General features: G+C 64.0%; 10 protein-coding genes and 1 pseudogene. 3 read left to right on the top strand and 8 right to left on the bottom strand.

All coding sequences use genetic code 11. The annotated features are described in order from the left end of the window. Positions 1-74: 74 nt before the first annotated feature. Entirely contained in the window at positions 75-299 is a 225-nt protein-coding gene (locus tag QO058_RS24110; protein WP_284168748.1) for a hypothetical protein, read from the bottom strand. 921 nt (positions 300-1,220) lie between these two features. Continuing rightward, entirely contained in the window at positions 1,221-2,282 is a 1,062-nt protein-coding gene (locus QO058_RS24105) for a helix-turn-helix transcriptional regulator (protein WP_284168747.1), read from the bottom strand. Between the two features lie 316 nt (positions 2,283-2,598). Between QO058_RS24105 and QO058_RS24100 the strand changes: the two genes are divergently transcribed. Then, positions 2,599-4,323: an ABC transporter ATP-binding protein gene (locus tag QO058_RS24100; RefSeq protein WP_284168746.1), complete on the top strand. Its 1,725-nt coding sequence runs from the start codon at positions 2,599-2,601 to the stop codon at positions 4,321-4,323. A 17-nt stretch (positions 4,324-4,340) separates the two neighbouring features. Here the strand turns inward: QO058_RS24100 and QO058_RS24095 are convergent, their stop codons facing one another. The 4 genes and pseudogenes from QO058_RS24095 to QO058_RS24080 all read right to left on the bottom strand — a co-directional run. Further along, positions 4,341-4,766, bottom strand: a complete 426-nt coding sequence (locus QO058_RS24095; protein ID WP_284168744.1) for a nuclear transport factor 2 family protein — start codon at positions 4,764-4,766, stop codon at positions 4,341-4,343. Between the two features lie 106 nt (positions 4,767-4,872). Continuing rightward, positions 4,873-5,790: a hypothetical protein gene (locus QO058_RS24090; protein ID WP_284168743.1), complete on the bottom strand. Its 918-nt coding sequence runs from the start codon at positions 5,788-5,790 to the stop codon at positions 4,873-4,875. 151 nt (positions 5,791-5,941) lie between these two features. After that, positions 5,942-7,051 (bottom strand): 3-isopropylmalate dehydrogenase, encoded by a 1,110-nt coding sequence (leuB, locus tag QO058_RS24085; RefSeq protein WP_284168742.1) that lies wholly within the window; start codon positions 7,049-7,051, stop codon positions 5,942-5,944. Between the two features lie 156 nt (positions 7,052-7,207). Further along, positions 7,208-7,363, bottom strand: a pseudogene (locus QO058_RS24080) (GMC oxidoreductase); the annotation flags it as partial. A gap of 174 nt (positions 7,364-7,537) precedes the next feature. Between QO058_RS24080 and QO058_RS24075 the strand changes: the two are divergent. Both QO058_RS24075 and QO058_RS24070 read left to right on the top strand, forming a co-directional pair. Beyond that, positions 7,538-8,590 carry an extracellular solute-binding protein gene (locus QO058_RS24075; protein WP_284168741.1) on the top strand — a complete coding sequence of 351 codons (1,053 nt, stop codon included), beginning with the start codon at positions 7,538-7,540 and terminating at the stop codon, positions 8,588-8,590. A 156-nt stretch (positions 8,591-8,746) separates the two neighbouring features. Further along, positions 8,747-9,568 (top strand): alpha/beta hydrolase, encoded by an 822-nt coding sequence (locus QO058_RS24070; RefSeq protein WP_284168740.1) that lies wholly within the window; start codon positions 8,747-8,749, stop codon positions 9,566-9,568. 98 nt (positions 9,569-9,666) lie between these two features. Here QO058_RS24070 and QO058_RS24065 read toward each other — a convergent pair whose 3' ends face one another. Together QO058_RS24065 and QO058_RS24060 are read right to left on the bottom strand one after the other, a co-directional pair. Further along, positions 9,667-10,464: a DeoR/GlpR family DNA-binding transcription regulator gene (locus tag QO058_RS24065; RefSeq protein ID WP_284168739.1), complete on the bottom strand. Its 798-nt coding sequence runs from the start codon at positions 10,462-10,464 to the stop codon at positions 9,667-9,669. Positions 10,465-10,570: 106 nt separating this feature from the next. Then, positions 10,571-11,752, bottom strand: coding sequence for a lytic murein transglycosylase (locus QO058_RS24060; protein ID WP_284168738.1), 1,182 nt, complete (start codon positions 11,750-11,752; stop codon positions 10,571-10,573). Positions 11,753-11,782 lie beyond the last annotated feature (30 nt).

The following is an 11,782-nucleotide window of genomic DNA, read 5'->3' as shown; positions in this document are numbered from 1 at the left end:
CGCGCCCATGATCTGGCCTCCTGTGAGCCAGATGAGCGTCAAGCGTCGAAATCGGTACCCTTTGTCAACGAGCGTTAGCGACGAACCATGGTGGTGCGCTGCGCGGTTTTTGTCTTGATCGCGTCGGCTAATTCTTTGATCACGCGAAGCTCGTTGCGAATGGCGTTCATGTCCGCTGCGAGTTCATTCATCTGAAAGCGGAGCGCGTTCAACGGTCCGGCGAAAGCAGCTGTGGTCGGGCCTCTACTATCGCGCATGTATCCCTTCGACGCGAGCGGCGTGAAATCATAAGCGTGCATGGAAATCTCTCTATTTCAGGAAGAATGAGGGCGTGACAAACTCTGGCGTCATTTTTTCCGGAGAAGCGACCCGACGGTTGATGGCGTCGCCTGCCTCAGCACTGATGCCGTTGCCGGTTTGACAGACGTCTTGGGCGCTAGCGCTAGCGCCGCCGGAGTAGGGACGCGACCCGCGCTCGGAGAACTGCTTGTAGCTTCAAGATCAGCGCGAATGGCTCGGAGAACGGCTTTTACAGCGGACAGTTCGCTTCGCGTGGCGTTGATATCGTCGGCCAATTCATCCATCTGAAGACCAAGTACATTGACCGAACCAGCAAGAGCTCCGAGAGACATCGTTCCGTCCGGGTTGTGCATATAACCTTGAGCTATCAGACCTTTGGGGCGTTTTTGCATCGGTCACTCCAATCCAAATTTTCATGAATTTCCGAAGCTAATCTGCAGGGAACCAGACGAACACATAGACCGTCATAACTTCTTCCAGTTGAGGCTCACGAGGTGAATGCCAGCCGAATTGGCCACCCGTCGGGAACCGCATCTCGGCCCTGTCCTTGGAGCGTGGTCGCACGAGCGTTCGCGGATCGTCGCAGCGAAAACCTTGCGCAGGTGCGAACGTGACGCCTGGAGCAAGCCATGGCCTCACCGCCGTCGGCAGAGCTCCGGCCGATACAGTCGCACGCCATCCGCAGGCAAGAGCCGAACCGCCGAACCCCGCATCGCATGACCGGCCTCGCGACCCTAGGACTGGTGAGCTGCGCGCGCCTGCAAGACAGATCATAGAGCCATCCCCGCCTCGGCCACGCCGGCCAGATTGAAGGATTCCCGAAGACCAGCAGGTTGGACACCCTGCAAACTCAGGGGGAGCGCAGGCAATTTGGAGGGCGACGTCGCAGTCGCTCGCGCACGACATTCGCAGCGAAATTACTATCCCAGACGTAGCATCCGCAATTTCACCAGGAGCGCGACGAGCTGCCCTTGCCGGTTCGTTCTGGTCTTGCGGAAGATCTCGTCGAGATACCAGCGGGCCGTGTTGATGCGGATCGCGCTGGCCTCCGCCGCCTGTTTCACTGTGAGCCCCGCCGCCAGGCTCGCAGCGATTTTCGTCTCCGCCACGGTCAGACCGAATATGGCGCGAAGCTGCCTCTCGAAGTCCTCCGAGCGGGACGGCAAGGCCTCGTGAATGAGAATGACGGCCCGCGGCGCCGGGCCGAGATCGAATGGGCGGGTGCCGAGATAGGGCAAGACCGAGAGAAACAGCGGCTCCGACTGCCGGTCGCTTCGGGGCGACAGCAGAAGCGAGCCGCCAGCGCCCGACACGGCTTGCGCCGCCGGTCGACAGCAAGCGACCACGAGCTGCCTGAGCCTTTGGGTGTCCTGCGGGCTGGCGCAGGCGATTTCATGGTTTCTCACCTGCAGTAGCGCATCGGCGCGCTCCAGGAAGGCAGCCGCCTCCGCGTTCGCGCGCTGGACATGACCGTTCGCGTCGACCAGCAGCGCGCCGCCCGAAAGATGTGATGCGCCTTTCGCTAGCCCGGCGATATCGTCGAATTCCGCGCTGATGCGGGTCGCGCGTTCGAAGTGAGGCAGGATTTCCCGGAACAACCGCAGCTCGTCATTTGACAGCGGCCCCTGCTTTGCGCTGCGATGCAGGTCGACGAACCAGCTCGTCCTGCCCGACGCGCGCAGCTTGCAGGCCAGGCCGACATCCATGTCGCGCGGACGGAAAAGCCGCTCCCACACCGCGCCACGGCGAAAGGTCGGCTCATCGACCAAGTCCGAACGCGACGCGATACCCCCCACGGGAAGCATCTGCATCGCGCCGAACAGGCGCTCGTTCTTGATGGTATCGAAGCCAAGACCGATGAAATCATCGAAATCGTCGGCCGAAGCGGCAGTCCGATAGCTCGCCATATCGTCGCCCTGGCGGACCAGGCAAGCACGCGAGCCGCTGAACAATCGCGCCAGATCAACCATGACGGGCGCCAAAGCTTCCCGCTGATAGGCGACATCGTAAATTCGTCCAATGAACCGCGCGACGGAGTCAACCGAAGTCCGCATGGCAACAACCAGTTCAGCGCCGGCGCAACGTCACGATGATACGGTGCGCCCAGGGAAACATACACGTCACGGAAAAGCCGAAGGATGGACGCCTGCCCCATCTTCGCTGCGGCGGAAGCAACGATACGTGATTGTCGATCGGCGTGCAAAGCCGGGGCAAGTCTGCCGCTGCCGCTGACGCCGCCCCTGCCCCGCCTCCTGCTCATGGCTCCGCGCGCCACCCCATGCTAAAGCCCCGCCCGCCATGCTCAAGCGCTTCTTCGCCTATTACCGTCCCCATCGCGGGCTGTTCCTCCTCGACTTCGGCTGCGCCGTGATATCGGGGCTGCTCGAGCTCGGCTTCCCGATCGCGGTGAAGCTCTTCGTCGACCAGCTCCTGCCGAGCGGGAACTGGAGCCTGATCGTCCTGGCTTCGCTCGGCCTGCTGACGATCTATCTGGTCAATGCCGGGCTGATGGTGGTGGTGACCTATTGGGGCCACATGCTCGGCATCAACATCGAGACTGAGATGCGCCGCAAGGCGTTCGACCACCTGCAGAAGCTCTCTTTCGGCTGGTTCGACAACCAGAAGACCGGCCATCTCGTCGGGCGCCTGACCAAGGATCTCGAAGAGATCGGCGAGGTCGCCCATCATGGGCCGGAGGATCTGTTCATCGCGGTGATGACCTTCATCGGCGCCTTCGCGCTGATGCTGAGCGTGCATCCGCAGCTCGCCCTGATCACCGCGACGATCGTGCCGCTGATCGCCTGGCTGACCAGCCGCTATGGCAGCCGGATGACGGCGAACTGGCAGAAGCTCTTCGGCAGCGTCGGCTCGTTCAATGCCCGCATCGAAGAGAATGTCGGGGGCATCCGCGTCGTCCAGGCCTTCGCCAACGAGGAGCACGAGCGCAGCCTGTTCGCGGTCGACAACCAGCGCTACCGCCGCACCAAGCTCGACGCCTACCGTCTGATGGCGGCCTCGACCTCGCTCTCCTATTTCGGCATGCGCCTGACCCAGATGGCGGTGATGATCGCCGGCGCCTATTACGTGCTGGTCGACGATCTCAGCGCCGGCGGATTCGTCGGCTTCCTGCTCTTGGTCACGGTGTTCTTCCGGCCGATCGAGAAGATCAACTCGGTGATCGAGACCTACCCGAAGGGGATCGCCGGCTTCCGGCGCTACACCGATTTCCTCGATACCCGCCCCGACATCGCCGACCTGCCCGACGCCGTCGCGGTCTCCGACCTAAAGGGCGACATCGCCTATCAGGCTGTCAGCTTCGGCTATACGCCGGACCGCACGATCCTGAAGGGGATCGATCTTACGATCCGCGCCGGCGAGACCATCGCTTTCGTCGGCCCGTCAGGCGCCGGCAAGACGACGATCTGCTCGCTGCTGCCGCGCTTCTACGATGTCGAAGGCGGGCGCATCACCATCGACGGCATCGACATCCGCCAGATGACGCTGGCCTCGCTGCGCGGCCAGATCGGCATCGTCCAGCAGGACGTCTTCCTCTTCGCCGGAACGCTCCGCGAGAACATCGCCTATGGCAAGCTGACGGCGAGCGAAGACGAGATCGTCGAGGCTGCCCGGCGTGCCCGGCTCGACGAGATGATCGCGCGGCTGCCCGATGGCCTCGACACGGTGATCGGCGAGCGCGGCGTCAAGCTCTCGGGCGGGCAGAAGCAGCGCCTTGCCATCGCCCGGATGTTCCTGAAGAACCCGCCGATCCTGATCCTCGACGAGGCGACCTCGGCGCTCGACACCGAGACCGAACGCGCCATCCAGGCCTCGCTCGCCGAATTGTCGAAGGGCCGGACCACGCTGGTGATCGCGCACCGCCTCGCGACGATCCAGGACGCCGACCGCATCATCGTCATCGACGAGAGCGGCGTCGCCGAACAGGGAAGGCATCAGGAGCTGGTGCAGCGGCACGGCATCTATCGGCGCCTGCACGAGGCGCAATATGGTGGCCGGGCGAGCTGACCGGCCTGGCTAAAGGATCAGGCCAGCGCCGCAGCGATCGCCGCAGTGTCATAGTAGAATGGCGTTCCCTCGATCAGGCGCCCGCCCTCGAAGCGCAGCACCTCCGCGAAGGGCTGCGTGATCGTCTTGCCGCTACCCCGGGCCGTGAGACGCAGGCTGCAGGCCATGAAGACGGTATCGCCTGTCTTCGCGGCCTGCAGGCCATCGACGGCGAAATCGCTCCAGGTCGCGCGCATCGTCTTAAACAAACGCCCGATCCCGTCGAGCCCGCGCCAGTCGCCGGAATAGGGCAGCGAGGCCGGCTCATGCACCACGACATCGGGATGGAAGGCGGTGGCGAGCAGACCGAGATCGGCCTCCTCCTGCTGCAGGAAGCGCAGTTCGACAGCGAACATGCGTTCGAGCAGCTCCATGGCGGACGGACCGCCGGCATTTGCATTCATCAGGAACCTCGGAGTCAGCGCGGTCGGAGCGACCGCTGATGGCTCCGAGGAAGCCTGTGTCACAGGGAAAGCGCCACCCGCTTCCTGTGCCGGTGGCGCTGCGGCCTCAGCCGCGCGCTTCGAGCGCCTTGACGATGGCGTCGCCCATCTCGGTGGTCGAGACGGCGTTGGTGCCCGGCGCGGCAATGGCCGAGGACAGAGGCTGGATGCACGGCGCTTGAAACGCGAGCTTCGTGCCCATCGACCATGGCAGACTCGGCAGCGCGGGCCGAGGCTGAGCTTTCGCGACCTCGATCACCTCGCTCGCAAGCGCTCGCAACCGTGCCAGCTCGGCCTCGAAGCGGCGGAGTTGCCGCAACCCCTTCTTGAACGTGCCGCGGAGCTCGGGTCTCAGGAATTCCAGAACCAGAGCACGATCCGCCTCGCTTTCCTTCAGCGCGACGAACAAGGCCGTCGCCATGATGCGGTCGTTCACAGGCAGATAGCCGCCACCGCGCCACCAGCTCCATGCCCCGTCCGTCAGGCGCTGCGCGCAAGTGTTCGACAGGAAGACCCCGAAGCCGAGGAAGGCGACACACAAGTCGATCAGGAACTCATACTCGTCCTCGGCGACAGGCAGATCGCTCCCCGGAGGCACGAGCACATGAGAAAGCTCATGTGCGAAGGTCGAGATCAGGTTCTCATGATCCTTGAGCAGTTCAGGATCATAGCTGATCTCGAACTGGCCCGGCCCCAGCGCGCGGCAGGTTCCAAGAGGTTCGGGCTTCTCATGCTGGAGCGCGATGCGCTCGCTCACGATCGATTCGCGACGCGGCGGCTGAGCGACCAGAGTGACCGTGACGTCATCGCCGAGGCGAACATAGTGCCGGGCCTGCTCGAAGATGCGCAGCCCCAGCTTATGGCCACGCTCCTGGTCGGCGATGAAGTGTCCCCTGCCCGGCACGAGGCTCGGCACATCCGAGAGCGGCACGTCACCGGAGAGATTCCGGATGAACCATTCGAATACGCCGAGCTGCCACCTCACGGTGTCATCATCGACGATCTTAGTCGGAAACGGCCACATCACACACCGCAGCAGGAAGTCCGTGAAGGATCGCCGCTGCCGTTCGTAACGTCAACCATTCCGGGTTTACACCTTAGGCGCACCCGGAATGGTAGTCAGAGCGAGGCGCGCCTCAACCCCGCGCTTCGAGCGCCTTGACGATGGCGTCGCCCATCTCGGTGGTCGAGACGGCGTTGGCGCCGGGCGCCGCGATGTCCTTGGTCCGGGTGCCGGCGCCGAGCACGTCGGCGATCGCGCCTTCGAGCCGGTCGGCCGCCTCGCCGGCGCCGAAGGAATAGCGCAGCGCCATCGCGAAGGAGCCGATCATCGCGATCGGGTTCGCCAGGCCCTTGCCGGCGATGTCGGGGGCAGAACCGTGCACGGGCTCATAGAGCGCCTTGCGCTTGCCGGTCGCCTTGTCCTCGGCGCCGAGCGAGGCGGAAGGCAGCATGCCGAGCGAGCCGGTCAGCATCGCGGCGACGTCGGAGAGGATGTCGCCGAACAGGTTGTCGCAGACGATGACGTCGTATTGCTTCGGCCAGCGCACCAGCTGCATGGCGCAGTTGTCGGCGAGGACGTGCTCGAGCTCGACGTCCTTGTAGTCCCTGGCGTGCTGGGCCGTGACCGTCTGCTTCCAGAGCACGCCGGTCTTCATGACGTTGTGCTTCTCGGCCGAGGAGACCTTGTTGCGGCGTGTGCGCGCCAGCTCGAAGGCGACGGCGCAGATGCGCTCGATCTCGCCGGTTGTATAGAGCTGGGTATCGACGCCGCGCTTGGAGCCGTCCTCCAGCGTGACGATCTCCTTCGGCTCGCCGAAATAGACGCCGCCGGTGAGCTCGCGCACGATCAGGATGTCGAGACCCTCGACCACCTCGGGCTTCAGCGACGAGGCCGAAGCCAGCGCCGGATAGCAGATCGCCGGACGCAGATTGGCGAACAGGCCGAGATCCTTGCGCAGGCGCAGCAGGCCGGCCTCGGGGCGGTGCTGATAGGGCACATCCGCCCATTTCGGGCCGCCGACCGCGCCGAAGAGCACGGCATCGGCGTCCTGGGCGAGCTTCATGTCGCCTTCCGAGATCGCCGCCTTGTGCGTGTCGTAGGCGATGCCGCCGACAAGGCCGCGCTCGAGCGAGAACGAGCCGAGGCCCTGCCTCTCGAACCAGGAGACGATCTTCTCGACCTGCCCCATCACCTCGGGGCCGATGCCGTCGCCGGGGAGCAGCAGGAGCTTGTGGTTCGCCATGAGGTCAGCCTCGCGTCACGAAATGCGTCGCCGGCTGATTAAGGGGGCGGGACGCGACGCGCAAGCGCCCGGGCGGGTAGCCTATTCTACGCTGCAGACATGACGATGCCTGGCCGAGGAGAGCCGGGCATCGCAGTCAGGACAGGGCCCCGAGGCTCAAACGGTCTTCTGCGCCATCTGCTTCTCGATGTAATCGGCCTGGCGCAGCGCCAGCGCGACGATGGTCAGCGTCGGGTTCTCGGCGCCGCCGGTGGTGAACCGGCTACCGTCGGAGACGGAAAGGTTCTCGATGTCGTGGCTCCGGCCAACCTTCGCAGCGGTTTCCATAAACGGCTGGAGGAGAAGGGATTCGTCCCGCGGCCCGGATGCCGAACTCGGAAGTGGCAGCTGGTAGCTGACACTTTGAAACAATATCGGTCATATTCGGTCTTGATTCGGGCATTAATCGGTCATACAGTACCTCGGCCCTAACTGATTGGAACCGCGATGTCCCCTTTGCGCCGCGCTTGCCCAACTGCTCGCCCAAGAGTTCTTCGCTCGCTCCTGGCCGGAACTCTTCTCGCCCTTCTTGCGAAGCCTGCTGCTGCCGAAGAGATCACGGTCTACACGACCCTGCTGCCCACGCAGCTTGCGCCCTACACGCAGAGCTTCAGACAGTCGCATCCCGACATCAGCCTCAAATGGATGCGAGATTCGTCGGGCGTGATCGCCGCGCGGCTTCTCTCCGAGGGGCCGCGCTCACAGGCTGACGTCGTCTTTTCCCTGGCGAGCGAGAACATCATCCAGGCCGGATCCGCAGACCTGCTTTTACCCTACAAGCCCGCCGGCTACGACGAGATCGATCGGAAATTCAAGGATAAGAACGACCCGCCGCTATGGTCGGGCATCTTCGCCTATATGGCCGCCATCTGCTTCAACACGAAGGAAGCACAGAAGCGCGGGATACCGACTCCGAAGAAGTGGTCCGACCTGCTCGATCCTCGCTTCAAGGGGCAGGTCACCATGCCCGATCCGGCATCGTCGGGCACAGGCTTCATCTCGGTTTCCGGCTGGCTACAGAAGTTCGGCGAGGGGCCTGGCTGGGATTTCATGGAGAAGCTCCACACCAACATCGCGATCTATACCCACTCGGGGAACAAGCCGTGCAACTCGGCCTCCAGCGGCGAGTTCGTCGCGGGCATCTCATATTCGTCCGAAGGAGTGCTCGACAAAGGCCGCGGGGCGCCGATCGACGTGATCTTCCCGGAAGAGGGCGTCGGCTGGGCGCTGTCCACTGTCGCGATCCTGAAATCCTCGAAGAAGCAGGACGCCGCGAAAAAATTTGCCGACTGGGCCGTCAGCCCGGCTGCCAACAAGGTCTATTCCGAGTTCTGGGAGGTGATCGCACGCCCCGAGCAGCGCCGGCAGAGCAGCAACCAGGCTGTCGATCCATCGACGTTGATCACCGATAACGATCACTACTGGATCGCGTCCGAACGGGACCGGATTCTCAAGGAATGGCAGAGCCGGTTCGCAGGGAAACGCGACCCGAAGCCCTGACCTCAACCCGTGCCCCCTCCCACGATCGGACCGCGATTCATGTTCGAACCAGGCATCCAGGCTTACGTCGATCAAGCCTTGCAAACAGCCCGAGGTCTTGCGAAGCCGACAAATGCGGCTGGCCATAGAGAGCTTCGAGAGCGCCTCGCGGAAGCCATGGCGCCGGCCTGCCCCGAAGGCATGCAGATCAGGAACCGCTTCATCGATGCGCCAGGTCGGCAAATCGGACTGAGGATCTATCGTCCCGAGAACCATGTGCCGGGCGCCGCCGCCGTCTTCTTCCATGGCGGCGGTTTCGTATCAGGCAGCATCTTCACGCACGACGTTTACGGCATTTCGATCGCGCAGGCTGCCGGTGTGCAGGTATTCAGCGTCAATTATCGGCTCGCGCCCGAAAACCCCTATCCAGCGGCTTTCGAGGACGCTTATTTCGCCGTGCAATGGCTGGCCGAGAACGGAGCGATCTTCGACGTCGACCCTGGTCGGATCGTCGTCGGAGGCGACAGCGCGGGCGGCAATCTCGCCGCAGCCTGCGCGATCAAGGCCCGCGACGCGTCTGGGCCGCCGATCCAGCTTCAATATCTGATCTTCCCATGCCTCGACACGGATTTCGAGACGCCCTGCTATCTCGGCAATGTCCACGATCCATTCCTCGGCCGGACCCAGATGATGGGTTTCTGGAAGGACTACCTCGCCGGAGATCTGAGCCTCGCCGATCCCTATGCCCGCCCCACCATTTCCAGGAATCTTTCGGGTTTGGCGCCGGCGCTCGTGATCACGGCCGAGCATGATCCCCTGCGGGACGAGGGCAATCGTTACGCGGAAGCGCTTGCGGCCGCCGGCACGCCGACCGAGCTGCGCTGCGTCCCAGGCTCGATCCACGGCTTCATTCGCGCGATCGAACAGAGCGCAGTTGTGCGGGAGGAGGTCACATATCTGGGCCGTGCCATCCGTTCCGCCGTATCGCAAGGGGACTAGATCGCCGTGCGTCCTATCGGACGCAAAGTGGCGGTCTATCTCTTGGATGACGCACCGGATTCGTCCGAAAAGTGGATTCCACTTTTCGGTCCGATGCTCTAGGCCGGGCAGATCAGCTCGACGTTCTTGCGCCTCAAGGCGGCCGAGATGGCCGAATCCGGCATGGTGTCCGTGACCACACGGTGAACCGCGGAGAGCTTGCAGACCTCGACCAAAGCGGTTCTGCCGAACTTGGATGAATCGGCGACAATGGTCGTGAGTTTCGCCTGCCCCATCATCGCACGAACGACTGAGGCGACTTCCGGCGAGAAATCGACGAAGATGGACTCGCCGTCGATCGCCCCCACGGTCAGGATCGCATGATCGACGCGAAACCCTCTGATCTCGGCGAGCGTCATTTCCCCGAAGGTCTGCGAGTCCTGACCCAAACTTCCGCCGAGTAGCACGATGCTGTTGCCACCGCGAGCGTGCAGTAGCCGTGAGCCGACGTCGAGAGAATTGGTCACGACGGTCAAGTCGTTCCGCGCGGAAATGGCGTTCGCAACCGCGTAGACCGTGGTGCCAGCATTCATCATGAGTGTCTCGCCAGGTGAGAGCAGGTCGTTCACCAAGCGCGCAATGACTTGCTTCTCCCGTAGCTGCCGTTCGCTCCGCTTCAGGAATGAGGTCTCGGCGGCCGAATGCGCCGATGCGGCTCCGCCATGAGTCTTCTGGATAAGGCCCTTCCGATCGAGCCATGCCAAATCCCGCCTGACGGTCTCCTTGGAGACGCCCAGCTCGGCGGACAACTGATTGACGCTGGCTCGATTGCGCTCCTCAACAATCATGACGAGACGTCGCTGACGGTCTTCGTTGGTTGATCCCATCGTTCGGCCAAACCTCTGCGCAGCGGGCATGTGGGCCGTCACGGCTTATCGAGCCGACACATCTTGGGCAACCCGGCTCCCGGGCCCTTACGGCCCCCGACGTTTGTGGGCAGCCGCTTCACCCGTGAATAGGCTCTTAGACTCGCCCGCCCTTCAGCGCGCGCAGCACCTTCTCGCCCGGGCGGCCGGTCTGCGGAATGCCGATCTTGGCTTCGATCTCCTTGATAGCCGCCCGCGTCAGCGCGCCGACAGCGCCGTCCGGCTCGCCGACATTGTAGCCGCGCTGGGTCAGCAGGCGCTGCAGTTCGCGGCGCTGCTCGCGCGACAGCGGCAGATCGTCGGTCGGCCACTCGCCCTGCACACCCGGCCGGCCGCGCAGGCGGTCGGAGAGGAGCGAGATCGCCAGCGCATAGGAATCCGCACCGTTGTAGCTGTAGGCGGCGTCGTAATTCTTGAAGACGAGGAACGCCGGGCCGTTGCGGCCGGCCGGCATCAGCAAGCCGGCATTGCCGGAGCCGGAGAGCGCCGAGCCGTCGAACTTGACGATGCCGCGCGCCGCCCAGGACGAGACCGGCTGCTTGGGATTGCGCCCGGTCGGGCCGGAATAGCCACCGGGAACGCGGACCTCATAGCCCCAGGTCGCGCCGGTGACCCAGCCGGCCTTGTCCATGAAATTCGCGGTCGAATGCAGCGCGTCGGGGATCGAATCGACGAGGTCGCGCCGGCCGTCGCCATCGCCGTCAACGGCGAGCCTGAGATAAGTCGAGGGGATGAACTGGGTGTGGCCGAAGGCGCCGGCCCAGGAGCCGAACAGCCGCTCGGGGCGGACATCGCCGCGCTGGATGATCTGCAGGGTGGCGATCAACTCGCCCTTGAAGAAGGCGTTGCGGCGCGGCGCCAGGCAGGCGCCGGTCGAGAGCGCCTGGACCAGCGGCATCTTGCCCCGCGCCTTGCCGAAGTCGCTTTCCACGCCCCAGACCGCCGCGATGGTATGGCGGTCGACGCCGAAGCGCTGTTCGGCGGCTGCGAGCGTCGAGGCGTGCTGGCGCAGCATCGAGCGCCCTTCCGCGACCTTCTCATCGTCGACCAGTGTGCCGAGATAATCCCAGATGGGCGTCTTGAACTCCGGCTGGTTGTTCATCGCTTCGATCACCTTCATGTCGGGCGTGACGCCTTCCATGGCGCGATCGAAGGTGGCGCCGGAAACGCCCTTGGCCGCCGCGGCCGAACGCAGGCCGGCGACACAGGAGTCGAAATCGGCCCGGGCCGCGGTCGCGGCGACGAGGACGAGAGGCAAGGCCAGGATCAATGCGCGCATGGGTCCACCGAATCGCAGGATTGGCGCGAA

The sequence above is a fragment of the Bosea vestrisii genome, from assembly GCF_030144325.1.
Lineage (GTDB): Bacteria > Pseudomonadota > Alphaproteobacteria > Rhizobiales > Beijerinckiaceae > Allobosea > Allobosea vestrisii_A.
Note: the sequence above shows the minus strand (reverse complement) of the source record. Positions and strands in the feature narration are given on the sequence as shown.

What these genes read in the sequence shown, in the direction of transcription:
- leuB (WP_284168742.1), bottom strand. Translation starts at nt 7,051, where the DNA reads ATGGCGAACCACAAGCTCCTGCTGCTCCCCGGCGACGGCATCGGCCCC.
- QO058_RS24075 (WP_284168741.1), top strand. Translation starts at nt 7,538, where the DNA reads ATGTCCCCTTTGCGCCGCGCTTGCCCAACTGCTCGCCCAAGAGTTCTT.
- QO058_RS24070 (WP_284168740.1), top strand. Translation starts at nt 8,747, where the DNA reads ATGGCGCCGGCCTGCCCCGAAGGCATGCAGATCAGGAACCGCTTCATC.
- QO058_RS24110 (WP_284168748.1), bottom strand. Translation starts at nt 299, where the DNA reads ATGCACGCTTATGATTTCACGCCGCTCGCGTCGAAGGGATACATGCGC.
- QO058_RS24095 (WP_284168744.1), bottom strand. Translation starts at nt 4,766, where the DNA reads ATGAATGCAAATGCCGGCGGTCCGTCCGCCATGGAGCTGCTCGAACGC.
- QO058_RS24065 (WP_284168739.1), bottom strand. Translation starts at nt 10,464, where the DNA reads ATGCCCGCTGCGCAGAGGTTTGGCCGAACGATGGGATCAACCAACGAA.
- QO058_RS24100 (WP_284168746.1), top strand. Translation starts at nt 2,599, where the DNA reads ATGCTCAAGCGCTTCTTCGCCTATTACCGTCCCCATCGCGGGCTGTTC.
- QO058_RS24060 (WP_284168738.1), bottom strand. Translation starts at nt 11,752, where the DNA reads ATGCGCGCATTGATCCTGGCCTTGCCTCTCGTCCTCGTCGCCGCGACC.